The sequence below is a fragment of the Citrobacter sp. Marseille-Q5395 genome, assembly GCF_947057495.1.
GTDB classification, from domain to species: Bacteria; Pseudomonadota; Gammaproteobacteria; order Enterobacterales; family Enterobacteriaceae; genus Citrobacter; species Citrobacter murliniae.
In genome coordinates, this window is the sequence record NZ_CAMSEL010000004.1 from 90507 (window position 1) to 115848 (window position 25342).

Genomic DNA, 25342 nt, shown 5'->3' on the forward strand with positions numbered 1-25342 from the left:
GTAGTGGTGGTAATCACGAATTCAACATCGCGACCTGGTCAACATTCATACCAGCTTTCCACTTTGAATATACCTCATGAACTATCTTAGCATTTTCATGCCCTATCTGACTCGCAATAAACGAGGATACGCCTTAACAGAACTGGTCTGCGTTTTGCCAACGGTTATGACAAGAGGGGAATAGGGAGTAAACAGGCGGCAACCGAATTGTGACGCCAGAACTGCTTTGTTCTTATTCTTTACGCACGATTGAATCGCCACGCTCTGAGAAAAGTCTCCATAGCGGATAATGCCAGCTTATCCAACCACACCGGATCTACCGGAGCCTGGTCAATAAGTGCAGCGGGGAGGGCGTAGCCCATAATGGCCCCAAGAAAAGCTGTTGCTTGCAGATTGGGATCATCCAGTTGAATTTTACCTTCGGTCTGAAACTGAGCCAGAACCTGGGCTAGCGTATCGCGAATCCGGCCAGTAGGGCGCTGCGCAAGGCTGGAAAAGATTTCAGGGCGCTGAACCAGCACCTGAATGAGCAGTCGTTGAAAATGAATATTGGCCGGTGAGAAAAAATAGGCTTGTATCATCCTGGCGATCCCAAGAAGCAGCTCCGGTAAATTATGCTGTTTATCGTCAAGCAACTGCTGCAGAGACGGCTGAAGCTTATCATTCAGAAAAGCAAAGGTTTCAACCAGTAGCTGATCCTTTCCTCCCGGAAAGTGACTGTAAAGCGTTGTTCTGGTTGTATTGGCCTTTTCCGCAATAATTTGAAGAGAAACATCCATGCCGTGCTCGAGGAAAATATCACGCGCAGCCTCAAGAATGCGAGGACGGGCTTTCATCGGGCGACCTTGTGGTTTAGTCATTTACTGTTACGTTTCCTTTTCACTCTCGACCAGTACCGGGGGATTAGCCATTCTTTCAATGCCCCTGCGGATAGCAATAAAAAAGAGTGGAACAAAGAGTAAGGTTAATAATGTTCCGGAAAGCATACCGCCAATAACGGCGACGCCAATCTCCAGGCGGCTTGATGCCCCAGCTCCTGTGGAGAGTACCAGAGGAATTACCCCGGCAACAAATGCCAATGATGTCATCAAAATAGGTCGTAAGCGTAAACTTGCTCCTTCCAGTGTTGCTGTGACAACCTCTTTGCCGCTCTGATACTGTGACTGTGCGAATTCAACGATCAGAATTGCATTCTTGGCGGATAATCCCATGGTTGTGAGCATGCCAACCTGAAAATAGATGTCATTGGTTAAGCCGGTGATCCAGGTAGCGAAGACGGCACCAGAAATGGCGAGTGGGATGATTAATAATACAGCCAGTGGGATGGCCCAGCTTTCATACAGCGCAGCAAGGCACAGGAAGATAAAGGCACAGGTCGCGAGGTAGATCCACTGGGCTTGTCCTGAGGACAATTGTTCTTGATATGACAGGCCGCTCCATTGGAGTCCAAAACCATCAAACTTCTGTATAACATCCTCAATCGCGTCCATTGCGGAGCCTGAACTTACCCCCTCAGTTGCATTACCCTGAAACTGGACGGAAGAAAGTCCATTAAAGCGTTGCAGCATCTGGGGACCCGTGGTCCATTGTAGGGTACTAAAACTGCTAAAAGATGCCATTAAATCGTTATTCCCCCGTACGTGCCAGGCGGAAATATCCTCTGGCGAAGTACGCCAGTCAGCATCACTTTGCATGTACACCCGCTTGACCCGTCCCCGGTCAATAAAATCATTAACATAAACACCTCCCCATGCGGCGGATAATGTACTATTGATGTCTGCTTGCTCTAGTCCCTGAACCTGCGCTTTATGTCTGTCGATATCGACCCTGAGCTGGGCTTTTTCGTCAAGGCTGTTGATCCTGACAGCCGAAAGATTTGCGTCATCTGCTGCAAGATTCAGGACCTGCCGTTGAGTGCTTAGCAGCGCGTCATAACCGTTAGCTTCCTGATCCTGTAACCAGACTTCAAAACCGCTCGACTGGCCGAGTCCGCGTACCGTTGGCGGTGCCGTTACATTAATGGATGCCAGCAGGTGGCTTTTAAAATACTGGTTAGCACGTGAGATGATGGATTGTGCGCTGTTTTGTTTACCACTGCGTTTGTCCCAGTGTTTTAGCTCAGCGAAAGCCATACCAACATTTTGTCCACTTCCGGCGTTATTGCGTCCTGTGACCATAAAGATGACATTCAGGTTTTCCTTTTCCTCCCTGAGAAAATATTGACTTATTTCATCACCGACAGCCTGAGTCTGTGTGATTGGAGAGCCGACAGGGAGAGCAAATTGAATCATTACCGAACCCTGATCTTCTTCCGGCAGAAAACTGGTCGGGAGTTTCAGGTAAGTCCCAATAGTTAATAAAACCAGGATTACTGCGAGGATATACAGGCGTACCGGGCGGGATATGCTTCGCTGCAAGAGGCTGAGGTAGGCGCTCTGGCCTTTGTCAATTCCACGGTTTAGCGAAGTAAAAAATCGACCTTGCTGGTGAGGGACGGGTTTAAGCAAATGTGCGCAAAGTGACGGAGTCAGTGTTAGCGCAACCAGAGCGGATAAAATCATTGAAGACACAATCGTCACGGTAAATTGTCGGTAAATAATGCCAACAGAGCCGCCTAAAAAAGCCATCGGTATGAACACCGCAGAAAGCACCAACGCAATACCTACCAGAGCGCTGGTGATTTCGCTCATCGAACGTAATGTCGCTTCTACGGGGGGGCATTTTTGTGATGCCATAATGCGCTCCACGTTTTCGACCACCACAATGGTATCGTCTACCAGAAGCCCGATAGCCAATACCATGGCAAAAAGCGTGAGTGTGTTGATGTTGTACCCCAACAGACTCAATATTCCGAAAGTCCCCAGCATAACAACGGGAACGGTGATTGCCGGGATCAGTGTTGCCCGCCAGTTTTGTAAAAACAGGAACATGACAACCACAACTAACAGAATGGCTTCCAGAAGAGTATGAATAACACCTTCAATCGATACGAGTACAAATGGTGTGCTGTCCTTGGGATAAGCTGCAATCACCCCCTGAGGGAACTGCGGAGTCAGGCGCTCTATTTCAGCGCGTACATTTTCAGCCGTTGTTAATGCATTCGCTCCTGACGCCAACTGGATAGATATCCCGGCCGCCGGATAACCGTTGAGCGTGGTCAGGTTTTGATAGTTTTCTGCGCCGATCTCAACTCTTGCCACATCCCGTAAATAAACTGCGGAACCATCGCTATTGGTACGAAGGAGGATATTCTCAAATTGTTTTGGTGTTTCAAGGCGAGACTGTACGGTGACGGTTGCGTTCAGATACTGATCCGCAGGGGCTGGCTGGGAACCAATTTCGCCACTCGTCACCTGGGCATTTTGCGCTTCAATTGCACTCTGTACATCAGAAGGCATGAATCCGAAGCTATTTAACTTATAAGGATCCAGCCATACTCTCATCGCGTATTGCGCGCCAAACACCGTGGTTTCCCCGACGCCATCGACCCGGCTTAGAGGATCCTGCAGATTACTGATCAGAAAGTCATTGATATCGATATTACTAAGCTGTCGGGAAGGGTCATAGAGCGCCACAACCATCAGACTGTCCCCTTGAGACTTTGTAACGGTGATCCCTTGTTGCTGAACTTCCTGGGGAAGACGCGTAATTGCCTGATTGACAGCATTCTGGACCTGGACCTGGGCAATATCGGGATCGGTCTCCTGTGCAAAACTCAGGCTTATTCGGGCCTGCCCGGCTGAACTGCTGGTGGAAGAGAAGTAGAGAAGACCATCGATCCCTTTAATTTGCTGCTCAATCACCTGAGTCACACTGTCTTCAACTGTTTCAGCTGAAGCGCCCGGATAGTTTGCGGTGATAGTGACCCCAGGGGGCGCGATATCAGGATATTGCTCTACCGATTGTGTGAACAGTGAGAGCAAGCCAGCCGACATAATGCAAATGGCCATTACCGCAGCGAAGACCGGTCTATCAACAAAAAATCTGGCCAGCATATGTCGCTCCACAAACTGTTTATTTACTTTACAGTAATGTAAATAAACGATTTGGACAAATAATAATCATCAAAGACATAGCTTTGTAAGTGACAGGTAACGAAGAATTTAAGTAAATATCTTTAAAATCAGTATGTAACAGAGATTATTTTTTAATAAAAATAATCTCTGTTGTTGGTTGATTTCTGGCACGCTGCTGGTTTGCACGAGCAGCGCCCAACAGATGAATGCTGCTTATTACGAAGCGCCACCCCAAAGTCGCTACACTTGATGAGCAGTTCGGGCGACGGCTTTTGCTAAAGCTGATGTTTTTTAAGCAGTGCGCGCAGTTGGTGGTAGGTCAGTCCGAGCAATTCAGCCGCTTTTTTCTGATTAAATCTGGCCTGCTCAAGACTGGTTTGCAGAAATTGCTTCTCCTGTTGCTGTTGGAATTCGCGCAGATCGAGAGGTAATGGTGCCAGAACTGGTGAGGTTTCCGACTGCTGGATTTCGGGGGCGGGGCGTTTGAAAGGGTCAATCACAATTTCATCCAGAGGATAATCACTGGTACCGTGTCGGTAAACCGATCGCTCAACGACATTCTTCAGTTCCCGTATATTACCAGGCCAACGGTAGTGCAGCAGGGTCTCTCTGGCCTGAGCGCTAAATCCTGGAAACAGTGGTAACCCGATTTCACGACACATCTGAATAGCGAAGTGCTCGGCCATTAACATGATGTCGCTTTGACGTTCACGTAAGGGAGGGAGCTGCACTACATCGAAAGCCAGCCTGTCCAGCAGGTCCGCGCGAAAAGTGCCTTCGCTGACCATCCGTGGCAGATCGGCATTTGTTGCGCATACCAGTCGTACGTTAACCTGCAACGGCTGGCTGCCGCCAACGCGTTCGAGTTCCCCATACTCAATCACACGCAGGAGTTTTTCCTGTACCAGCATCGGGGCGGTTGCCAGTTCATCGAGAAACAGCGTCCCGCCATCAGCGCGCTCGAATCGGCCAGGATGGCGTTTTTGTGCTCCGGTAAAGGCTCCCGCTTCGTGGCCAAACAGTTCTGAGTCGAGTAGGTTTTCATTAAGCGCCGCGCAGTTCAGGGAGATAAACGGTCCCTGCCAGCGCGAGGAGAGATAGTGCAGGCGGTTGGCGATCAGCTCTTTCCCTGTGCCACGCTCACCGATAACCAAAACCGGTTTATCCAGTGGGGCCAGTTGAGAAACCTGCTCCAGTACTTCAATGAAGCTGTTAGCTTCGCCAAGAAGGTTATCTTTGTATCCTGCCATGATGAAATTCACCATTTGTTAGTGTTATTCACCAATGTAACCTAATTTCATGAACAGGTAAAATTTACTATTTTCTTTATAATCAAATGATTAAAAAGTTGGCATGCAAGCTGCATTAGAGCATCAGCAGGGCATTGCCCGATACCAGAACAGTAAGTGAGGATTACATTATGGGTATTTTTTCTCGTTTTGCCGACATCGTGAACGCCAACATTAATGCGTTGCTGGAAAAGGCTGAAGATCCGCAGAAGCTGGTGCGGTTAATGATCCAGGAAATGGAAGATACGCTGGTGGAAGTTCGCTCGAATTCAGCGCGCGCACTGGCAGAAAAGAAACAGTTATCTCGCCGTATTGAACTGGCCACCGCGCAACAGGCGGAGTGGCAGGAAAAAGCGGAGCTGGCGCTGCGCAAAGAGAAAGAAGACCTGGCGCGTTCTGCTTTAATTGAAAAGCAGAAGTTAACTGATTTGATTACCACTCTGGAACATGAAGTGACGCTGGTTGATGACACGCTGGCACGTATGAAAAAAGAGATTGGCGAGCTGGAAAATAAACTCAGCGAAACCCGTGCTCGTCAGCAGGCGCTGACGCTGCGTCATCAGGCTGCAAGCTCCTCCCGCGACGTTCGTCGTCAGCTGGACAGCGGTAAGCTGGATGAAGCGATGGCGCGCTTTGAATCTTTTGAACGCCGCATCGATCAGATGGAAGCCGAAGCTGAAAGCCATAACTTTGGTAAGCAAAAATCTCTCGATCAGCAATTTGCTGATCTGAAAGCAGATGATGAAATCAGCGAGCAACTGGCGCAGTTGAAAGCCAAAATGCAGCAAGACAAGCAATAATAACATCTGGCGGCGCCAGAGCGCGCCGCCGCTCATCACCTGTAAGGAGTACACATGAGCGCGCTATTTCTGGCCATACCGCTAACCATCTTTGTGCTGTTTGTTTTACCGATTTGGTTGTGGCTGCATTACAGCAACCGTTCCAGTCGTGGCGAGTTATCGCAAAGCGAACAGCAGCGCCTGGTGGAATTGAGTAATGATGCACAGCGCATGCGTGAACGTATTCAGACGCTGGAAGACATCCTTGATGCAGAACATCCTAACTGGAGGGACCGCTAATGGGGGGCGTTAACCTGAACAAAAAACTGTGGCGTATTCCACAGCAGGGTATGGTTCGTGGGGTCTGTGCCGGTATCGCACAGTATCTTGATGTTCCGGTGAAGCTGGTGCGAATCTTGGTTGTTTTGTCGATCTTCTTTGGTCTGGCCTTTTTTACCATAGTGGCTTATATCGTGCTGACTTTCGTTCTGGATCCAATGCCAGACAATGTCGCTTTCGGCGAACAACAGCCCTCGAGCGGCGAACTGCTTGATGCCGTCGATCGTGAACTGACCGCAAGTGAAAATCGTTTACGCGAAATGGAGCGTTATGTGACTTCAGATACGTTCACATTGCGCAGCCGCTTTCGCCAATTGTGAGGATTGAGATGAACAATCGCTGGCAGCGTGCCGGGCAAAGGGTGAAGCCTGGTTTTAAATTAGCAGGCAAGCTGGTACTTCTTACCGCGCTCCGCTATGGTCCTGCAGGCGTTGCCGGCTGGGCAGTGAAGTCCGTTGCCCGACGTCCGCTGAAAATGGCGCTGGCGTTGATTCTGGAACCTTTATTGAGCCGCGTGGCGGTAAAATTATCCAAACGTTATTCCGGGAATTAGCCCGACATCCGAATGACGCTATTTGAAATAACATATAGATAACATTTTTCCTGTTAATTTGCGGCAGCTCACAAATACGATTTTTGGGCTGCCTCAAGAACCTTGATCTTTTTAATATCAGAAGCCTCCATGCAGCCGTATTTAGACTTCCAGTTGTAGTAGGTAGCCCGGCCCCCCGGCAGACATCTTTAACAGTTCATTCTGCTTCAACCGACTTAATCACAGCGATGATCTGATGCTCAGTAAAACGGGCTTTACACATAGCGATCTCATTCGTTGGCAGATTGATTATGCCGGATGATCTCGAGAGGTTAATGGCTCGATTATGCGAGATACTTACAACTTCAGTTCTGGAGGTGACTAATTGGACTAAGCCGTGCACACGAAATACGAAAATGGTAAATCCTAAGACCAGATTTACCATTTTATAATGAAGGATGTTAAGGTGACACAGCCGCAAAACCTTATCTTGCGGAGTAGTTCAGCTCCTTCATTTGCCCCACAACACACCTGACTACTCGATCCATTTCCTTGAGAAAAAAATCTACCTCACGCTGGCTATTGCTTTTGTTCCTCCCGTAAATCCTTTCTTCAAATCTGCAGTTTATGTAGTTCACTGTCTGATTCACTATGGGACGCTTACCTTCACGTGTGAGGTATAGTTTTATGAATTTTGTTCCATTGTCATCATGGATATTGGTATGGAGATATAAAGGAGCCCACTCTGTACTCAGATGATTATCATCACTATTCACCATTTTGGCGTTAATGCCTGCTTTGTGAAGAGCTGTGGGAAGGTAAGTGACATACAGGTTGTCGATGAAATGACGTGAACCAACGAGGATTATGTCACTCACGTCTTTACGCTTAAAGCCTATCGCTTCAGGCTCAAAATCAGCTGGGTGAAATAGTAGTTCCATCAACTCGTTGAAGTCATGAGTGAAGTCGAACAAAGGCTCTGCTGGCGGCCCAGCCCTGGGAGGGCGGGGCGCCTCTTTCAGCAACCCCTCATTCTGCAGGGCGCGCACCGCCTTCATTGCCATTCCGCTGGACTGCCCTGTATGTAGTACCTCGGCTTCCTCAAGTGAGACGGTACCGTAAATTGGCACAGTTTTACGGATCTTCATTTCGCGGGCAAACTCTATCTGGTAACGAGTCAGCGTGCTTACTGTGCGGATGAAATGTAAGCGGATATCCGAAGGCATATCACTGAGAGTCTTGCGGCCCAATTTTAGTGTGAGCCGAGTATAGTACTCAGTTTTTGCATCCTCATCATCGACAGCCAGCTTCTTGATTATCGATCGCATATCTTCCTGACGGAACTCCGCGTCCTCATCATAGTTGCAATTTAGCCCCATGAGATACATTTCAAGACGGGCAAGCCTTGTTTCTCTTTCTATTTCGGCGATGCCTTCAATAAACTTTTCAGTGGCCGACACCGCGCCGCCCACAAGAGGTACCGTCTTTATTGCTTCAATCACCATATCTCTGGCGAATTTTCTGTTTGCCGAGCTGCCAAAAATGGCATTTGTTTCTGCCAACACGCTCTTCACAAAGGTGTGCTGCGCCTCAAGTTCCTCGTTTTGCCTATCGTCTGCTAGCCCTGCCATGTATCGCCCCAGTAACATAAGTCCTAATACCGTTCAATTAGTACAGCATGAACAATATGTTAAGTACATACAGGTTTCCTTTGTCCTGCGCAGATTCATAAAAATAAAAAGTCGGTTTCTTTTAGTCTCTTCACGTGATGGTGATAAAAAAACTAGTGCGCGGTGGATCTGCTAATCCCAGATGAAATCAGGCTACAGCGAGAGTGTCGCAGCGAATTGGTCATTCTGAATCAGCTACTCGCTCGCTGCCTGATTAGCATAAAACCGATGGGGGGGAACGAATCTTAAACTCGGGCAACGGGAGCACGTGCTGAGTCTGTGAATTATGGATCGTTTGGCGATGTATAGCGGCATATGGGGGAACTGTGACTGGGGGAGCTATCGTAAGAACGCGATGCACCTCCGGGGTGTTAAGTTAATGTCAAAGAACTCAGTACATGAAAATTAAAACCCTATTTAATCCGAGCCAGTCAGCAACTGCTTGTGTAACCAACCCGTTGCCGATTCCAATCAAATGCAGGTTCTGCAAGCATCCGGTGCGTGCAGCAACCCATCAGGAAGAGTATGGACGCGATTACAGCGACTGGCCGTATATGTACTACTGCGAAGAGTGTGAAGCATATGTTGGTCTGCACCCGTTCACCGCAATACCCATGGTCACTCTGGCCGATAAGATGACCAGGGATGCTCATAGGAGCAGTAAAAGGCCGTTCGAAAGATTCTGGCGATGGGCATATGACGCGCAGAAAGGCGTATCAGTGACTGGCTCGTCATATTAGTATTCCAGCTGCAGAGTGTCATTTGGGATGGTTCGGCACCGAACAATGTCATAGTGCCCGGCGATTCTGTGAGGAAAAATCAGGGAATGCGCATTTTGGCAAACGGAAAGTAGCTATTTAGTAGGATTGGAATGACGGCAGTAAGATGGTGCCGCCCATCCCTAATTAAATCATACGATTTTACTACATTAAACTTTGTACCGTTTATTAATATAGAAAATGACAGTTACTAATGCCTGAGTCTGGGGAATCAGCAACCTTCCCTGATTTTTATCAAGCCATCTAATCTGATAGAGGTATCGCTATGTCTAACAATATCACACAAATCAATTATGATGCCAACTCCATTGAGACTAAACAAGCTTCTGATGCCTTGGATGAATTGAGCGTGGAGATACAAAAAATAAATTTACCAGAAGAGTTTTGCAAAAAGTTTGATGTTGTCCTAAAGCTATTGGATAATTCTATAAAATTGCTAGAGGTATTTTATAAAAAAGTTCCTATTTCAGTTATAAAAAAAACAATTACAACCTTAAACGACATAAAGAATCTTTTAGCAATCTTAAACACAGGCTTCTGCCCAACACAACCTTAAGGTGGATAACATGTCTCAATACGGTTTTTTCGAGGGAGAGGTCAAAACATGCTGGTTAACAGATATAACACCCAATAGAAATATGGAAATCTTGGAGAATTTCTCGTACAACGATCCCGATGGGAAAAATTGGGTAACGCAAAATGGCAGTACTATTAATGGTGCAAGTATCCCTCGGGTTTTTTGGTCAGTAGTGGGCTCCCCTTATATAGGAAACTACAGACGCGCATCAGTTATTCACGACATAGCTTGCTGTCTTGTAAAAACCAGATCAGAGAGGAAAAAAGCCGATAAAATGTTTTACTATGCTTGTCTTGCAGATAAATGCCCCCCATCTCAAGCAAGAGTATTTTATGTTGCTGTTAGAATTGGAGCTTATGTTGATAATATAGGTGTTTATTCAACAGATTCAACCTTTGATGACGATTTTTTCAAGCCGGGGTTGTCATCAGTGGAAGTGAAAAATGCTCAACTCATTGGTGTACTTAAGGATATAGGTACTGTTGCTTATTCTATGCCTGATAATTCAACCCCCGAAGATTTGGATGCTATCATAGATCCAAAAATATCAGTATATGTTAAGACTTTAAATGATTCTACTTAGTTTCATTATTTTATTAAAATGATGGTGTGAGCGATCACCAATCTCAATATAAACGATTTTTAGCCATGCGTCAGTCTCGGTTGTTTTAATAGTTCGTGGTTCATTATGTGATCTGCATATTAAGCAGTTAGCACAGAGCCATCAGCGTATTTAGCCTGCATAGGCTAACCACGGTAAATCATCAACGGGGAATAATTCCGATCACTCTTAATGTGTTCTCTTTCCTCAACGCACCCGCACCATCAACCCGCTTCGGCGGGTTTGTTTATAGAGCGCTTGATATGTTGTAAATAGGCCCGTTTTAGTTCCATGTATTTTTTGAGAACCCAGTCAAATAATGGTGTTGTCGATATTCCTCCGGCATCATATTGTTCAGTGATTCATGCGGGCGTTCACAGTTATATTCTGACAACCATTTTTCTTGATTCCCCGCACTTCATTCAGCGTTCTGAACAGATAAAAATCAAGTGTTTCTGTACGTATGTCCGGTTAAAGCGTTCAATGAAAGCGTTGTGCGTCGGCTTACCCCGTTGGATAAAATCCAGTTTTACTGCATGTTTCTCTGCCTATTCTGCTAGTGCCTGTGAGATAAATTCCGGACGCATAATCCATGCGTAGCATGACCGGATAGCCACGATTTTCCCCGATCCTGTCGAGTACACGGATCACTCGCAGAGCTGGCAGATTCAGATCGGTTTCAATTGACAATGCATCATGGTTAAAGTCATCAACGACATTGAACGTGCGAAAACGACGGCCACAGACCAAGGGATCATGCATAAAATCGACAGACCAGCTCTGGTTCAGCGCTTCCGGCGTGACCAGTGGCGAGGGATTACCCACCGGCAGCCGTTGTTTGCCCATACGGCGAAAATTCAGCTTCAGCATACAGTAAATACGGTGGAGCCTTTTGTGGCTCCACGGGTATCCCTGCCGCCGCACAACCTGGAAGAGTTTCGGAAAACCGTAGATTGATCAAAATTGTGGCCGGGAGGGTGATGCTGACGCGCTGGCTGAATGGCAGACGTACCTCTGTAATTTACGAGATATGACACCAGCGCAACTACACACATCTCCAGCGTAATTCCCTGACACGCCTGCACCAATCATCTAAGGAACGCGTCAGCAGAGCTAGAAAACCAGGAATAGATACGGAGGGAAAAACAAAATTTTGGGGGGCAAAAATATGACTTGGGGGCAAAATAGGGGGATTAAAAAGGCCGATTATGTCCGATGGTGGCTTTTCCTTGAACTATCTAAGTAATTGAAAACCCCAAAAAAATAATGTTTACAGGGATGTATTAAAAAAGTTACCATACCCCCCTATAGTATACAGGAGGGCGTATGCCGCATTCCCCGGAAGATAAAAAACGTATTCTTACTCGTGTACGTCGTATTCGTGGTCAGGTTGATGCACTTGAACGCGCGCTGGAGTCCGGCGAACCGTGTCTGGCTATCCTGCAACAAATTGCCGCTGTACGCGGCGCATCCAATGGCCTGATGGGCGAAATGGTCGAAATTCATCTGAAAGATGAACTGGTCAGTGGTGAGACAACCCCGGACGAGCGTGCCATTCGCATGGCTGAAATCGGCCATCTTCTTCGCGCTTATCTAAAATAAACACCATCACCTCGCAATAATGGGAAGAGACAGATGAAATCACGTGCAGCAGTAGCATTTGGCCCCGGCCAACCGTTGAAAATTGTTGAGATAGACGTCGCCCCGCCAAAGAAAGGGGAAGTGCTGGTTAAAATTACCCATACCGGCGTCTGCCATACTGACGCTTTTACGCTCTCTGGCGACGATCCGGAAGGTGTGTTCCCGGCGGTACTTGGCCATGAAGGTGGCGGTATTGTGGTTGAGGTGGGAGAAGGCGTCAGCAGCCTGAAACCGGGCGATCATGTGATCCCTCTGTACACCGCAGAATGCGGTGAGTGTAAGTTCTGTAAGTCCGGTAAAACCAATCTGTGTCAGGCCGTCCGCGCCACTCAGGGTAAGGGGTTGATGCCGGACGGTACGACTCGTTTCTCTTATAACGGCCAGCCGATTTATCACTACATGGGAACCAGTACATTCAGCGAATACACCGTGTGCGCAGAGATATCCCTGGCGAAGGTAAACCCAGAAGCACCACTGGACAAAGTGTGCCTGTTGGGATGTGGCGTCACAACCGGGATCGGGGCGGTACATAATACGGCGAAAGTCAAAGAAGGTGACACCGTTGCGGTATTTGGTCTGGGCGGTATTGGCCTCGCGGTTATTCAGGGTGCAGTTCAGGCAAAAGCCGGGCGCATTTTAGCGGTTGATACCAACCCTGAGAAATTCAAACTGGCAGGTGAAATGGGCGCGACCGATTTCGTCAACCCAAATGATTACGAGAAACCCGTTCAGGACGTGATTGTCGAACTGACTGATGGTGGCGTGGACTTCAGCTTTGAATGTATCGGCAACGTTAACGTAATGCGCGCTGCGCTGGAATGCTGTCATAAAGGGTGGGGCGAAAGCATCATCATTGGTGTGGCCGGTGCCGGTCAAGAGATCAAAACGCGTCCGTTTCAGCTGGTTACCGGTCGCGTCTGGCGCGGTTCGGCGTTTGGTGGCGTGAAGGGGCGTACACAGCTTCCAGGAATGGTCGAAGACGCGATGAGCGGGAAAATTCAGCTCGATCCCTTTATTACGCATCGTTTGCCGCTGGAGCAGATTAACGAAGCGTTCGATTTAATGCATCAGGGCAAGTCTATCCGCACCGTGATCCACTTTGGTGATAACTGATTCATTAGCCAGCGGATCCCTTCGCTGGCACTTTCCTGAATTTCTTTGAATTATGTTGTGAAAGTGTGATGAATGTTGCGCTTTTTACGGTAATCAAACTTCTTGAATTGCCGATGACTATCTAATGGGCGTGTTTTCACGCATTAACCCTACAAGAGAGTCGACGGTCATGGACAACACTAAATCGATGCAAGCCCAGTATAAACTGGGCTTTCTGCATCAAATCCGACTGGTTCCGCTGTTTTCCTCCATTCTCGGAGGCATCCTTCTGCTGTTCGCTTTAAGTTCCGGCTTAGCAGCTTATTTCCTTATGCAGGCCGATCGCGATCAGCGTGATGTAACGAATGAAATTCAGGTCAGGATGGGGTTATCTAACAGTTCGAACCATTTACGTACTGCGCGTATCAACATGATCCATGCGGGCGCGGCAAGCCGCATTGCTGAAATGGATGACATGAAAACCAATATTGCAGATGCGGAAAAACGGATTAAGCAATCGCAGGATGGTTTTAAGGCTTATATGTCTCGCGCGGTGAAAACACCAGCCGATGAGGCACTGGATGCAGAGTTGGGCACCAGCTTCAAGGCCTATATCGACGGCCTGCAACCTATGTTGAAATACGCTAAAAACGGGATGTTTGAAGCCATTATCAACCATGAAAATGAGCAGGCCAGACCGCTGGATTCCGCTTACAACAAAGTACTGTTGAAAGCCATTGAGCTTCGTACCGCCAGGGCCAACTTGCTCAGTGAGCAGGCCCATCAGCGTACTCAACTTGGCATGGCATTTATGCTCGGTGCATTTGTACTGGCGCTGGCACTGACAGTAATGACGTTTATTGTCCTGCGCCGTACCGTCATTCATCCTCTGTTGCGTGCTGCTCAGCGAATCGAGCAGATATCAACGGGCGATCTCACGATGCAGGATGAACCCACCGGACGTAGTGAAATTGGGCGTTTAAGCCATCATCTGCAAAAAATGCAACGTTCGCTGGTACAAACGGTAGGCACGGTGCGTCAGGGGGCTGAGGAAATCTACCGCGGCACCAGTGAAATATCGGCGGGAAATACTGACCTGTCATCACGAACTGAAGAGCAGGCTGCAGCCATAGAAGAGACGGCGGCCAGCATGGAAGAACTGACGGCTACGGTGAAACAGAACGCCGATAACGCACACCATGCCAGCAAACTGGCGGAAGATGCCTCAGGTAAAGCCAGCCGTGGCGGGCAAATGGTCTCTGGCGTAGTGAAAACCATGGGTAATATTTCGACCAGCTCGAAGAAAATCTCTGAGATTACCGCTGTGATTAACAGCATTGCCTTCCAGACCAATATCCTGGCGTTGAATGCGGCGGTCGAAGCCGCGCGGGCGGGCGAGCAGGGACGTGGCTTTGCGGTAGTGGCCAGCGAAGTGCGCACGCTGGCGAGTCGTAGCGCCCAGGCGGCAAAAGAGATTGAGGGATTGATCAGCGAATCCGTTCGCTTGATAGACCAGGGCTCTGGCGAGGTAGTGGCTGCTGGTAACACCATGACGGATATTGTCGATGCGGTTAAACGTGTGACGGATATTATGCTGGAAATCGCGGCGGCTTCCGACGAACAAAGCCGCGGTATTGTGCAGGTGAGTCAGGCAATTTCAGAGATGGATAAGGTGACTCAGCAAAATGCCTCGTTGGTCGAAGAAGCGTCGGCCGCAGCGGCATCACTGGAAGAACAGGCGGCGCGTTTAACGGAAGCGGTTGGTACATTTCGGTTACAGGGGAGCGTGATTAAACCGACTTTTTCAGCAGCGACGCCGGTTTACTCACCACCCAGCACAGTGAAGGCAGGTATGGATAACTGGGAAACGTTCTAATCAGTATAAAATCCGGTAATGCGGAACTGCGCATTACCGGATTTACCGTTACTTGTATGTTGCACTAATGGTGCCGGTTGCGGTGAAGAGCCCGGGCTTATAATTATCACAGGTGTTTTTGTTCCCTGACGTGCAGGTGAGCAGGGCCGCCATGAGAATATCTTTCGATGCAACAATACCGCCGAAATTAATAGAGACTGCAGAGTTAGTGTCATTGGCGGAAAGATAGGTTCGTGACGAACCGTCTTCGTATGAGACAGCAACGCCGCGCCCGCCAGCCGCCGACGGGCCGGTGGTGGTATTCGCGAGGATCCCTAAGCCTAAATTGTCATAGGTGGTTTTTGTTGACGTCAACTTCAAGGTCACACCAGAGGCATTTACGCAGCCGCTATTTTTCAGGGTAAAGGTTTTGCGCGGGCTGTCATTGCCAACGTCACCGAAATCAACCGTGCTCGGTGAGACGGATAAATTGCAGGTAGGGGGCGTGAATTTGACAGTAAATGATGCGTTGTTGACGTTAATTCTCAGCTTTTCTTTGTCACCTTCATCAAGCGAACCGGCACGTAATGTTCCAATTAAGCCATTTTGAATGGGGTGGGCATCGCCCACAGCGGTAACTTTACCGTATTGCCAGATCTCAATCGTTGCAGTTGCAACACGATCGCTAAGAGCATCGCCATAATCGAGTAAGCGCGTTTCTGTTGTCCCTGCAGGTAAATAAGCAGCAAACTCGGAGGTGGTAAAAATGTTTACTGAGTAATATATTCCCGAGATATTTGTTGGCCAAAATGCCCTGCTGTATGTATATCCACGACCTCCATAAGTATCGGACTTAATGCCTGCCGCATTTGCAGCCTCCGCCCACCCGTACCAGTCAGCACCATCATTACCAGTACCGCACTCAAGATTAGCCACCCTAATTGCCGGGAATGCCCCTAAACGAGTAAGTGTGGTATTTGAAGGATTGAAACTACTCACTGTCAATGTGCCTGCACTGAGAATTTGAGCTTGATTATCCGGTTGAAAACTACATTCAAAAGCCTGAACGTAATTTATCAGAGCACTTAACCCCCATAGTCCCGCAGAAAAAAGCAAATGCCCGAATGCTGAACGTATATGCATTGAATTGTGATTATTCATTATTTATAACTCACGCTGATTTTTACCTGGCTTAACACCCCGCCAGGTGTGACCGGTTTTGCCGGATTAATGATTTGATAACGCGCCTGAAACGTATATTCGGAATATGACGATTCGGAACCGATATACCGGGTGAAGTTAACCGCTGACGTGTTGTCTTTATTCAACACATTGGTACTTTCATAAAAAACCGCCACACCAATATTTTCTGCTGCAGACGTTGCCTTTACCCTGCCTGTTGGCCCGGTATATTCATTGGGGAAAATTTGATTACCGCTCAGCTGGGCTTTTTGTGGCTGGAAACTGAGTACCAGCGTTTTTTCCGCTGAGCCGGAATCGCAGCGCGCTTTCACCTGCAGCGGTTTGGTAGCAACATTGCCCGGAGATGTTGCAGCCAGCCCCGCCCAGTCACCACCGGCAGAAAAGGCACTGATATTCAGATCGCCTAAATCAACATCAGAAGCGGTAATATCACAGGTTCCGGATACAATTTCGGCCTTTACGGTTAATGCATTGGTACTGCTACTGACATCCGACCATGATGGAGAGGACATCAGCAGCAAAAATACCAGCGTATACTTTTTTACTGTCATGTTCGCGCCTACTGATAAGTCGTGGTAAAGGTCAACGTACCGTTAAAAATTCCTGTTTTAACCGTCGTTGACAAGGATGCTGGCCGTAAAACTAGTGTTAAAGGGAGTTTTGCGTTCGTGCGTTCAGTACTGCTCCAGGTTATTTTTTCATTATTATTAGGATCAAGTGGAATTGCGGTGTTTAAATCGCTGGTACGATACAACACGGCAGCAACGCCCACCTCCCCACCTTTCAATTCGGTAGAATATCCACTCCATGAAGCACTGGCCTTGGGTAACGTTTGTATCCAGTTCAGCGTTTGTTTGACCGTAGAACCTGAGCTAGTGATATAACAGTCGTTATACTGCAAAGAAAAATCTTTCCGCGTATTACTGCCCTGAGCCTCTATCTGCGACATCGTTAATACGCCAAAATCAAGGGTCTGATTAACGGCTTTGCTTGAACCCACCACAATACTGATATTGCAGGTTGTGGCCTGCAAATTAGCTTTAAAATTGACGGTTACATCAGCCGCTGAAACAAGAGAGCAGTTGAGGATTAAACAGGCTAACAGAATATTACGCATTGTTATCTCCCTGACTCTGGCATCTGACAAATTAAGCTATCCAGATGAATTGATTTACCGATCATCACCGGAGATGGCGGAATGTGATAATCAACATGACAGCGGCTCTGGTTGTCATTTCCCCAGACCACGTTCAACCGCCCATTATTTTCAATCCCTCGCAAAAAGGCTCGCCCGGCTTGCCCTATCGCCCCGACCGACTTACCTTGTTCATCCAGTACATCCGCACCCAGCGGGATGAAGCTGTTATCGCTGCGGCGAAGAGTGACAAAGACCGACTGGCCTGCTTCGGTAGCAAAAGTTACTTTCACGACAGCGCCTTCGCGAGGAACCACGGCAGCGGAGGTGTTTTTCACTTCCACATCGCTGGTCACCGTACTCAGATCGAGCCCCACGGTATTTTCTGCATACGGCGTCAGGCTGGTAGCGACGGCATAGCCAGCATGGTCGATTTCGCTATAGCCATTGGTAGTTGTAGCCCCGTCAGCCCCTTTAGCTTCAATCAAGGCAATGGCGGATTGGTTATCGACATTACCCGGTAACAGCGTTAAGCCGCCGCTGTGTAGCAACAACCCGCCATTATTATTTAGGGAATATTGCTGGTTGTGGTTTTTATCGACACTGGCAGAGAGGCTGGTGGTTCCTCGGGTTCCGTTGTAGTTGGAGTAGCCACTCACAGAATAGGTATCGTCGCTCCCGTTACTCTGGTTACCCATCGTACTGAGGCTGTAGTTCCATTTATTGTCTTTACTGTTTCCGCTGGCGGTACTGGTAAAACCATTACTGTCGCTGAAATCGCTGTTCACGCCCATGCTCAAATTGGAAAAGAGCGGTTGCTGACTGTCGTTACCGTTGCCGAAAGGAATATTGAAACCAACATACAGGCTATCGTTTTCTTCTCCCCATTCGTCGTAACTGCGCTGTAACGATACGTTCCAGGATATTGAACCGAAGGTGTTGCTGTAGCCGATGGAGTACTGTGATGTGTTGCCGGCTCCCCCCCAGTAGCTGATCCAGCTACCGCTGAGATAGAACGACCCGTAGTCTTCGTTGTTGACGGTCAGAGGTTGGTTGACGTTAACCTGAAACTCATTTTTTGAGTGGAGATAATTGTTGCGATACGCGTTGTCAGAGCTGAGATCGTTTTCGTCAGCGTAATTGGCAATGCTATTCTGTAATGAGAGTGTATCGTTTAGCGAGAGGTAATCTTTGGTGCTGTAGCGATACGCGGTTAAGCTGAAGTTCGTATTGGTAGTGTCCAGAACATTGCTGTAAGTCAGCCGATAGCTCTCGCCTTGTAAATCGCCAACATCGTCCAGGGAGGCTCGGGAATGGATAGCGTCAAAGGCTATCGCCCCTAGCCGGGTATTGAGCGCCATCCCCAGCATACCGGCCTGATAATCACTTTCCATGACCTGAAGCCCACCATACAGGGTGAAGATGTCACTCAGACCATAATTCCCGTTGCCGGTGATGACCCACGGCGTGTCATTATTGTAATCACTGTCAATGGTACCGGTGGCGAAATCCCAGTCGACTTCCCCTTTGGTCATCAACTGTGCGACAGACGCGTAAGGTACGGAAAAAAAGCGCTTCGAACCATCGGCTTCTTCAACCGTTACATCCAGGTCAGCACCGTTGATTGCCACATAGTAATCTTTCAGCGCAAACGGCCCCGGCGGTACGGTCGTTTCATAGATAATGCGTGATTGCTGGCGCACCGTGATTTTGGCATTACTGTTTGCCACGCCATTGATCACCGGAACATAACGACCATCACGGGGATCCATACGTTCATCGTTATAGAGATGAACCCCTTTTATGCTCACGCTATCCAGCGCTTCGCTGATCGAGGTAACCTGACCCATTTCCAGCTGCGCCCGAATGGGCGGTAGGTCACGCTGCAAATAGAGATCGTAATTATCCCATGAGGCAGTATCGTCGTTAGCCCAGTTCAGTGCGCCGCTGGAACGTAAACGCCAGGCCCCCAGGTTAATGCCGTATCCTAATCCGAGGTAGCCAGTGTCGGACGTATCACTTTCATTTTCGCTATGATAGCCACTAAAGTTCCAGGTCAGTAACGCTGCTGGTATGCCGGAATCCCAACGCGCAGGGTTCACATAACCGACCGGATGGCTCACTAAAAAAAGCTGAGGAACTGTGAGCATCAAGACTTGTGAATTAGGATCGTAACTGATGCTGGAAGACGGGTAGTAGTCAGCCAGTACATAGCACTGTGCGTCGCCCTCTGTTGCTGCCGGTAGCCGGGAAATATCAATACTGGCCTCTTCCAGAAGCGTTCGCGTTAAGCAGGGCGTCGCATTCGGCGTGTTATTTTCGATAAATTGAACGGCGGTGGTTTGCTGTGCCTTGCCATTAATCGACACGGAGACGGTATATGTCCCGGCCTTTACCGGGTTGCCATGCGCGTATTGAGCAACGTTAATCGTCGATTTGTTCCCGGCATTACCGAAAATAAAATCGTCGTTGAATTCAATATAGTTTTCATCAGCAAAACCTGACTGACAAAACCCGAACAGGATGAAGGTAGAAGCAGCAATTAGGCGTGTCGAAGTCTGCATTAATGCTATCCCTGCGTTTACTTTTTGGTGGTTTCCACATTACCGCCGTAGTCATTGACGGCAGTCCATGAAATGGTATCCATCTGAGTTGATGTCAGTGATTTCACCGCATAGCGAGCGCTGGAAAACGGTGCGACCATATCAGGTTCAATGTTGTACTTTTTACCCCCGGAGGTGATCGTAGCGCCCACCAGGGAGACAAAATAAGGGGAGTCGTTTTTTGCCGTCGCCCAAACTTGTTTTTCTTGATTGGCCAGGCTCCATTGCAGGTGTTGAATAGCCTCGTCAGGAGAGCCGGGAAGGGAAATCGGGCGATAAAATACCTTGATGCGTGTTTTAAGCGCTATCTGCAGTTGATTTGATTTATCTGCATCTTTATTTTTTTTCGGGATCTCAAGCGCGTTAAACCAGTAAACGCTTTCGCGATCGGTCGGTAAAGGTTGCCCATCCCAGTTTAAACGTACGGTAAGACCCTGTTTCGGATCGACCCGGCTAACAGGAGGGGAGGCAATAAACGGCACATTTAATGCCTGTGGATCGACGTCTTCATGTCCGTCATCTAACCAGGACTGGATTAATAGCGGCTGTTGCCCCTGATTAACCATTTTGATTAACGCCTCTTTGGCATCTGAAGGGTAGATAACCCGAGTGGCATTAATAACAATACTGGCCGTTGATGGAGCGCTAAATGAAATAAATGTTGTAAATATAATTACGGTAAATATGTTTTTTATTGGCATTTTATTTATTTCTGCGTATAGACGCTGTAGCCCCCAGTTGAATGGGAGCTACAGAGAACATATTAAGATAACTAATTAAGGGTAGGTCGTTGTAAACGTTGTATTCGCTTTAACTAAACCTACGGCTGGTGTGCCAGTACCTGAATATATATAACCTACGGTATAGTTAAATGCGGCACCATTGGTTGAACTGTAGGTTGCTTCGGATTGCGGTAATGCGGATTTAAAATCGATGATGGTATTGGTCGCAGTATCCTGAACCCGGAAACCAGCATCTTTATCGCCAGACAGGTCGGTGTTTAACAGTGCCTGAGTGGTGCTGTTATAATTACCGGTCGTTGAGAATTGGCCTTTTACTTTCCCACCGTCGGTTACCGATGCAGCGCAGTTTTTGACGGTTATCGCGAAGCTGGCTTTCTGGGCCGGGGTGCTGGTGGCTGCTTTCATAGACGGCACAGTAATATCATCGAGTTTAATCTCTTTGGATGTACCCGCCCCATCAATGCTGACATCGCAGGTTGATGTTGTAATATTTCCTGAGAAATCAATGTTTGCTGAGTCAGCAGCCTGAGCTTGCATGGTAATACCTGCAACCAGAATGGCTGCAGCACTTAAAAAGCAAAGTTTCATTTTTTTTCCTTAATGGTGTTTTCCCAAGGGGGATAATTACATAATGGGTATTAATTGGGGAATGATATTTTCTTGTTTAAATTGATTTTGGGATTTTATTTAGGGTGTTTTGCTAATAAGCGTGGTTCAACATTGAGAAAATGTATTGAATCACGGAGTGAGGTGAATTTTATCTGTGCTTGCAAGCGCTGTTTTATATTTTTTGAAAAGGTGCATTATGTAGTGGGTTCTACTATTTATCTAACAGGGCTGAATAATGAATTATTGATTTTGATATTCATTATAATTATAGATGAAGGGCCAGACCCATGAAAGAATGAGTCTGACGAGGCAGTAGATTACAGCGGCATAGTTTTGCGAATGGCGTTAATAAAAGTTTGCGCCGTGCTGGAAAGAGGTGTGTCGATGCGAGTCAGTATGCCGATCGGTTCACCTGCACCCTGGGCTGGAACTGGTAAAGAAACCAGAGCTGCCTGGCGCAGGTCTTCACGTACTGCGCCGGAAGGTACAAACCATACATAGTCGTAATCAACCGTCAATTGGCGGGACAGTGAAGCTGACAACGTTTCGATACAGCCAGACGGCATTTTACAACCCTGGCTTTGTAGTAAGGCTTCTGCATGTTGCCTGGGGGCAGTACCTTTTGGTGAGATCACGACTGGCCACTCCATTACCCGACTCAATGTAATGGTTTCCTGTAATAGCGGATGGTTAGGGCGCACCACCAGTTTCAATGACTCAAGAAATAATAATTCGTAGTTCAGGCCGCTCATCAATTCTGGGTCGGCCATACGGCCAATACCGAGATCGATTTCCCCTGATTTTAAACCTGCAAGTATCATGGGGTTACTCATTGTGGCAACCTGCAGTGTGGTCTCCATTTGCTGTTTATGGAACTGACCGATTACGGTGGGCAGAATGCCCAGCGCAGCAGTAGGCAGCGCGCCAATACGGACAACATCATTTTGCGCTTCTTCTCTTTGGTTTAACGCCTGACCCGCAGTATTGAGCGCATCAAGCACTCTTACCGCATGGGTAAGAAACTGTTCGCCGGGTACCGTTAGCTGCGCGCCCAGACGACCGCGTTCAAAGAGTCTGGCTCCGGTCAGTTGCTCCAGTTCGTTGAGTGTTTTGGAGAGGGCCGGTTGACTCAGGTTGAGGGTTTCAGCTGCGCGCCCCAAAGTCCCCTGTTGTGCAACGGCTACAAAAGTATGAAGGTGGCGCAATCGAATGCGCTGATTAAACAGACCATTTTTTTCCATAAGCGATGTTAAAAACAGAGTCGTATCGGTGACAAGTGAAGTTGTTTGTTTTTGATAACCTGATAGCAAAATATTATTAACATTTATCATGTTTTAATTACAACTGATTTATTTTGCTTATGTTTTGTACAGCAGGCCAGCAATATGGTAGGGGGCGTTACCAGTCGTTATACTTTGCCTGTCATTCGTTTCCACGACATTCCTCATCACAAGGCACTGATTAATGATACATGTAATAGGGCACCTTAACCCCGATAGCGATGCAATTTGCACCGCTACAATGGCCGCTCGCTGGCTCACTTTACGCGGTCAGCAAGCAACGGCATGGCGAGCGGGGGAAGCTAACCGTGAAACGCAATTTATTTTTAAGCATGCAGGACTGGCGCTGCCAGAACTGTTGACCTTTCCTCTGACCGATCAGGATGTCTGGCTGGTCGATTTTACTGAACCCGCGCAGGGGCCAGATTCGCTTCCAGAGAGTAATGTTGTCGGGATCATCGACCATCACCGTCTCGGTGGATTAATCACTCGTTTGCCGCCGGAAGTCTGGGTGACGCCCGTAGGCAGTAGCGCGACGCTGCTGTGGCAGTTGATGACGGATGATGTACGTAGTCAACTTTCTCCAGCAGAGGCTATTTTGCTGTTAGGTGCAGTGCTGAGTGACACTGTCACGCTGCGTTCACCAACGACTACGCCCGACGATCGTCTGGCAGTGGAGGCTCTTACTCATAAGGCGGGGATTGATCTGGAGGCGTTCAGCCATGATCTGCTGTCTGCCAAAACCAGCGTGGAAGGGATGAGTGCCCGGCAACTTCTCAATAAAGATATTAAAACGTTCAAAATTCATGGGCATCAGGTCTGTGTGGCGCAACTCGAGCTGTATTCACTAGACCAGGTTGACGCGGTGCTGGACGAGCTTCGCCAGGAAATGATTCGCTACGCAGAGGAAAATCATGCCGCACTGGTCGTTCTGATGCTGACCGATATTAATCTGGGCGATACCAGTCTGTGGTTTGCCGGAACCGAACTTTCAGATGTGCCGCAACCCTGCAAGGTGGAAGGGATGTTAAGCCGTAAAAAACAGATGCTACCGTGGCTGGAAAAACACTTAAAACCGCGTCAGTAAGTTCCGTTAATCGTCGATGTGGGTGGGGGAATTTATGCGGGATCACACTTTGTAAATTCTTCCCACCGGACTGACTGGCGTTCTCTACACTCCAGGTAATATTCACTGGAGGCATGACATTATGGCGAACACCATCACGGCAGATGAGATTCGGGAACAATTTTCGCAGGCAATGTCAGCAATGTACCAGCAGGAAGTCCCGCAGTATGGCACGTTGCTGGAACTTGTCGCTGATGTGAATCTGGCTGTTCTGGAAAATAATCCAACGCTACATGAAAAACTGGCGAATGCGGATGAGTTAGCGCGACTTAACGTCGAGCGCCATGGCGCTATTCGGGTGGGGACGGCACAGGAACTCTCCACGCTGCGGCGAATGTTTGCCATTATGGGCATGTATCCCGTTAGCTATTACGATCTCTCTCAGGCCGGCGTTCCCGTTCATTCCACAGCGTTTCGCCCCATTGACGACGCATCTCTTTCGCGCAATCCGTTTCGGGTATTTACTTCATTATTACGGCTCGAATTAATCGAAAATGTAGCGTTGCGTCAAAGGGCTGCAGAGATCCTCGCTAAGCGCGATATTTTTACTCGCCGTTGTCACGAACTGCTGGATGAATTTGATGCCCAGGGTGCTTTCACGCCAGCACAGGCACGAGAGTTTGTGCATGAAGCACTGGAAACATTCCGTTGGCATCAGCATGCCACGGTTGACGAAGAGACCTATCACGCGCTGCATAACGAACACCGGCTGATCGCCGACGTGGTGTGTTTCCCCGGTTGCCACATAAATCACCTGACGCCACGTACGTTAGATATTGACCGCGTACAATCGATGATGCCGGAATGCGGTATTGAACCGAAAATTCTCATCGAAGGACCTCCGCGTCGTGATGTGCCCATTTTGCTGCGCCAGACCAGCTTCAAAGCGCTGGAGGAAGCGGTGCTGTTTGCCGGGGAAATGCGCGGGACCCACACGGCGCGCTTTGGTGAGATCGAACAACGTGGCGTAGCGCTGACGCCAAAAGGCAGGCAGTTATATGACGAACTCCTGAATAAAGCGGGAACGGGGAAAGATAACCTGACGCATCAGTTACATCTTCAGGAAGTGTTTAAGGCTTTCCCTGACAGCGAATTTCTACTGCGGCAGCAGGGGCTGGCCTGGTTCCGCTTTCGATTAACGCCATCGGGTGAGGCGCATCGTCAGGCAATTCGACCAGAGGACGATCCTCAGCCACTGATCGAGCGTGGCTGGTTGGTGGCTCAACCCATTACTTACGAGGATTTTTTACCGGTCAGCGCTGCGGGAATATTCCAGTCTAATCTGGGCAATGAAACACAAGCGCGTACGCACGGCAACGCCAGTCAGGATGCGTTTGAGCAGGCGCTTGGTTGCGCAGTTTACGATGAGTTTGCGCTATATCGGGAGGCAGAAGAGCGAAGCAAACGGCGGTGTGGTTTGCTCTGATGGGATTTACACGGGTTTCAGTCTGTTCTCATCGACATAAAATATTT

At 48.3% G+C, this 25342-nt stretch carries 23 protein-coding genes and 2 pseudogenes; 12 read left to right on the forward strand and 13 right to left on the reverse strand.

Features of this window, described 5'->3' with window-relative positions; translation table 11 throughout:
* Positions 1-239 precede the first annotated feature (239 nt).
* The 3 genes from OH663_RS05475 to pspF form a co-directional block, all read right to left on the reverse strand.
* Positions 240-860, reverse strand: a complete 621-nt coding sequence (locus OH663_RS05475; protein ID WP_200010912.1) for a TetR/AcrR family transcriptional regulator — start codon at positions 858-860, stop codon at positions 240-242.
* A gap of 6 nt (positions 861-866) precedes the next feature.
* The gene (locus OH663_RS05480; RefSeq protein WP_200010909.1) at positions 867-3995 is read right to left on the reverse strand and encodes an efflux RND transporter permease subunit; all 3129 of its coding nucleotides are present in this window, start codon (positions 3993-3995) and stop codon (positions 867-869) included.
* A gap of 296 nt (positions 3996-4291) precedes the next feature.
* Positions 4292-5281 (reverse strand): phage shock protein operon transcriptional activator, encoded by a 990-nt coding sequence (gene pspF / locus OH663_RS05485; protein ID WP_190284561.1) that lies wholly within the window; start codon positions 5279-5281, stop codon positions 4292-4294.
* Between the two features lie 155 nt (positions 5282-5436).
* On the opposite strand from pspF, the gene pspA reads away from it, so the two are divergent.
* From pspA to pspD, 4 genes are read left to right on the forward strand one after another with little or no spacing between them, the layout of a single operon-like run.
* The gene (pspA, locus tag OH663_RS05490; RefSeq protein WP_045443428.1) at positions 5437-6105 is read left to right on the forward strand and encodes a phage shock protein PspA; all 669 of its coding nucleotides are present in this window, start codon (positions 5437-5439) and stop codon (positions 6103-6105) included.
* Positions 6106-6159: 54 nt separating this feature from the next.
* Complete coding sequence (gene pspB, locus OH663_RS05495) at positions 6160-6384, forward strand: envelope stress response membrane protein PspB (protein ID WP_045443425.1); 225 nt, start codon at positions 6160-6162, stop codon at positions 6382-6384.
* Positions 6384-6743: an envelope stress response membrane protein PspC gene (pspC, locus tag OH663_RS05500; protein WP_136345572.1), complete on the forward strand. Its 360-nt coding sequence runs from the start codon at positions 6384-6386 to the stop codon at positions 6741-6743. Before pspB ends, pspC begins: the two co-directional genes overlap by 1 nt.
* A gap of 8 nt (positions 6744-6751) precedes the next feature.
* Complete coding sequence (pspD, locus tag OH663_RS05505) at positions 6752-6976, forward strand: phage shock protein PspD (RefSeq protein WP_045443419.1); 225 nt, start codon at positions 6752-6754, stop codon at positions 6974-6976.
* 92 nt (positions 6977-7068) lie between these two features.
* Here pspD and OH663_RS05510 read toward each other — a convergent pair.
* Both OH663_RS05510 and OH663_RS05515 read right to left on the reverse strand, forming a co-directional pair.
* Positions 7069-7238, reverse strand: a pseudogene (locus tag OH663_RS05510) (transposase); the annotation flags it as partial.
* Positions 7239-7440: 202 nt separating this feature from the next.
* Positions 7441-8586 carry a hypothetical protein gene (locus tag OH663_RS05515; protein ID WP_045443416.1) on the reverse strand — a complete coding sequence of 382 codons (1146 nt, stop codon included), beginning with the start codon at positions 8584-8586 and terminating at the stop codon, positions 7441-7443.
* Positions 8587-9023: 437 nt separating this feature from the next.
* Here OH663_RS05515 and OH663_RS05520 point away from each other — a divergent pair, with 437 nt between their 5' ends.
* From OH663_RS05520 to OH663_RS05530, 3 genes are all read left to right on the forward strand, one after another.
* Positions 9024-9365, forward strand: a complete 342-nt coding sequence (locus tag OH663_RS05520) for a zinc-finger-containing protein (protein WP_071828951.1) — start codon at positions 9024-9026, stop codon at positions 9363-9365.
* A 304-nt stretch (positions 9366-9669) separates the two neighbouring features.
* Positions 9670-9960 carry a hypothetical protein gene (locus OH663_RS05525; RefSeq protein ID WP_048221394.1) on the forward strand — a complete coding sequence of 97 codons (291 nt, stop codon included), beginning with the start codon at positions 9670-9672 and terminating at the stop codon, positions 9958-9960.
* 10 nt (positions 9961-9970) lie between these two features.
* Complete coding sequence (locus tag OH663_RS05530) at positions 9971-10564, forward strand: DUF1353 domain-containing protein (RefSeq protein ID WP_053069236.1); 594 nt, start codon at positions 9971-9973, stop codon at positions 10562-10564.
* 301 nt (positions 10565-10865) lie between these two features.
* Here the strand turns inward: OH663_RS05530 and OH663_RS05535 are convergent.
* A pseudogene (locus OH663_RS05535) lies at positions 10866-11533 on the reverse strand (integrase core domain-containing protein); the annotation flags it as partial.
* 375 nt (positions 11534-11908) lie between these two features.
* Here OH663_RS05535 and OH663_RS05540 point away from each other — a divergent pair.
* The 3 genes from OH663_RS05540 to OH663_RS05550 all read left to right on the forward strand — a co-directional run bounded on the left by OH663_RS05540 (position 11909) and on the right by OH663_RS05550 (position 15191).
* Positions 11909-12184: a metal/formaldehyde-sensitive transcriptional repressor gene (locus OH663_RS05540; RefSeq protein ID WP_200010905.1), complete on the forward strand. Its 276-nt coding sequence runs from the start codon at positions 11909-11911 to the stop codon at positions 12182-12184.
* Between the two features lie 33 nt (positions 12185-12217).
* A complete protein-coding gene (locus OH663_RS05545; protein WP_045443407.1) occupies positions 12218-13336 on the forward strand; it encodes an S-(hydroxymethyl)glutathione dehydrogenase/class III alcohol dehydrogenase in 1119 nt (372 codons plus the stop codon).
* 169 nt (positions 13337-13505) lie between these two features.
* Positions 13506-15191: a methyl-accepting chemotaxis protein gene (locus tag OH663_RS05550; RefSeq protein WP_200010902.1), complete on the forward strand. Its 1686-nt coding sequence runs from the start codon at positions 13506-13508 to the stop codon at positions 15189-15191.
* A 48-nt stretch (positions 15192-15239) separates the two neighbouring features.
* Here OH663_RS05550 and OH663_RS05555 read toward each other — a convergent pair whose 3' ends face one another.
* From OH663_RS05555 to OH663_RS05585, 7 genes are all read right to left on the reverse strand, one after another.
* Positions 15240-16331, reverse strand: coding sequence for a fimbrial protein (locus OH663_RS05555; RefSeq protein WP_233633525.1), 1092 nt, complete (start codon positions 16329-16331; stop codon positions 15240-15242).
* Positions 16331-16924: a fimbrial protein gene (locus OH663_RS05560; RefSeq protein ID WP_200010881.1), complete on the reverse strand. Its 594-nt coding sequence runs from the start codon at positions 16922-16924 to the stop codon at positions 16331-16333. The genes OH663_RS05555 and OH663_RS05560 overlap by 1 nt, the downstream gene beginning before the upstream one ends.
* A gap of 8 nt (positions 16925-16932) precedes the next feature.
* The gene (locus OH663_RS05565) at positions 16933-17490 is read right to left on the reverse strand and encodes a fimbrial protein (protein ID WP_200010879.1); all 558 of its coding nucleotides are present in this window, start codon (positions 17488-17490) and stop codon (positions 16933-16935) included.
* A gap of 2 nt (positions 17491-17492) precedes the next feature.
* Positions 17493-20072 carry an outer membrane usher protein gene (locus OH663_RS05570; RefSeq protein ID WP_200010877.1) on the reverse strand — a complete coding sequence of 860 codons (2580 nt, stop codon included), beginning with the start codon at positions 20070-20072 and terminating at the stop codon, positions 17493-17495.
* A 17-nt stretch (positions 20073-20089) separates the two neighbouring features.
* Positions 20090-20812 (reverse strand): fimbrial chaperone, encoded by a 723-nt coding sequence (locus OH663_RS05575; protein ID WP_200010875.1) that lies wholly within the window; start codon positions 20810-20812, stop codon positions 20090-20092.
* A 75-nt stretch (positions 20813-20887) separates the two neighbouring features.
* The gene (locus tag OH663_RS05580; RefSeq protein WP_200010873.1) at positions 20888-21442 is read right to left on the reverse strand and encodes a fimbrial protein; all 555 of its coding nucleotides are present in this window, start codon (positions 21440-21442) and stop codon (positions 20888-20890) included.
* A gap of 338 nt (positions 21443-21780) precedes the next feature.
* On the reverse strand, positions 21781-22704 hold the full coding sequence (locus OH663_RS05585) for a LysR substrate-binding domain-containing protein (RefSeq protein WP_045449629.1): 924 nt from the start codon (positions 22702-22704) through the stop codon (positions 21781-21783).
* A gap of 223 nt (positions 22705-22927) precedes the next feature.
* Between OH663_RS05585 and OH663_RS05590 the strand changes: the two genes are divergently transcribed.
* Together OH663_RS05590 and hglS are read left to right on the forward strand one after the other, a co-directional pair.
* A complete protein-coding gene (locus OH663_RS05590) occupies positions 22928-23830 on the forward strand; it encodes a manganese-dependent inorganic pyrophosphatase (protein WP_200010871.1) in 903 nt (300 codons plus the stop codon).
* Positions 23831-23951: 121 nt separating this feature from the next.
* Entirely contained in the window at positions 23952-25295 is a 1344-nt protein-coding gene (hglS, locus tag OH663_RS05595) for a 2-oxoadipate dioxygenase/decarboxylase HglS (RefSeq protein WP_200010869.1), read from the forward strand.
* Positions 25296-25342 lie beyond the last annotated feature (47 nt).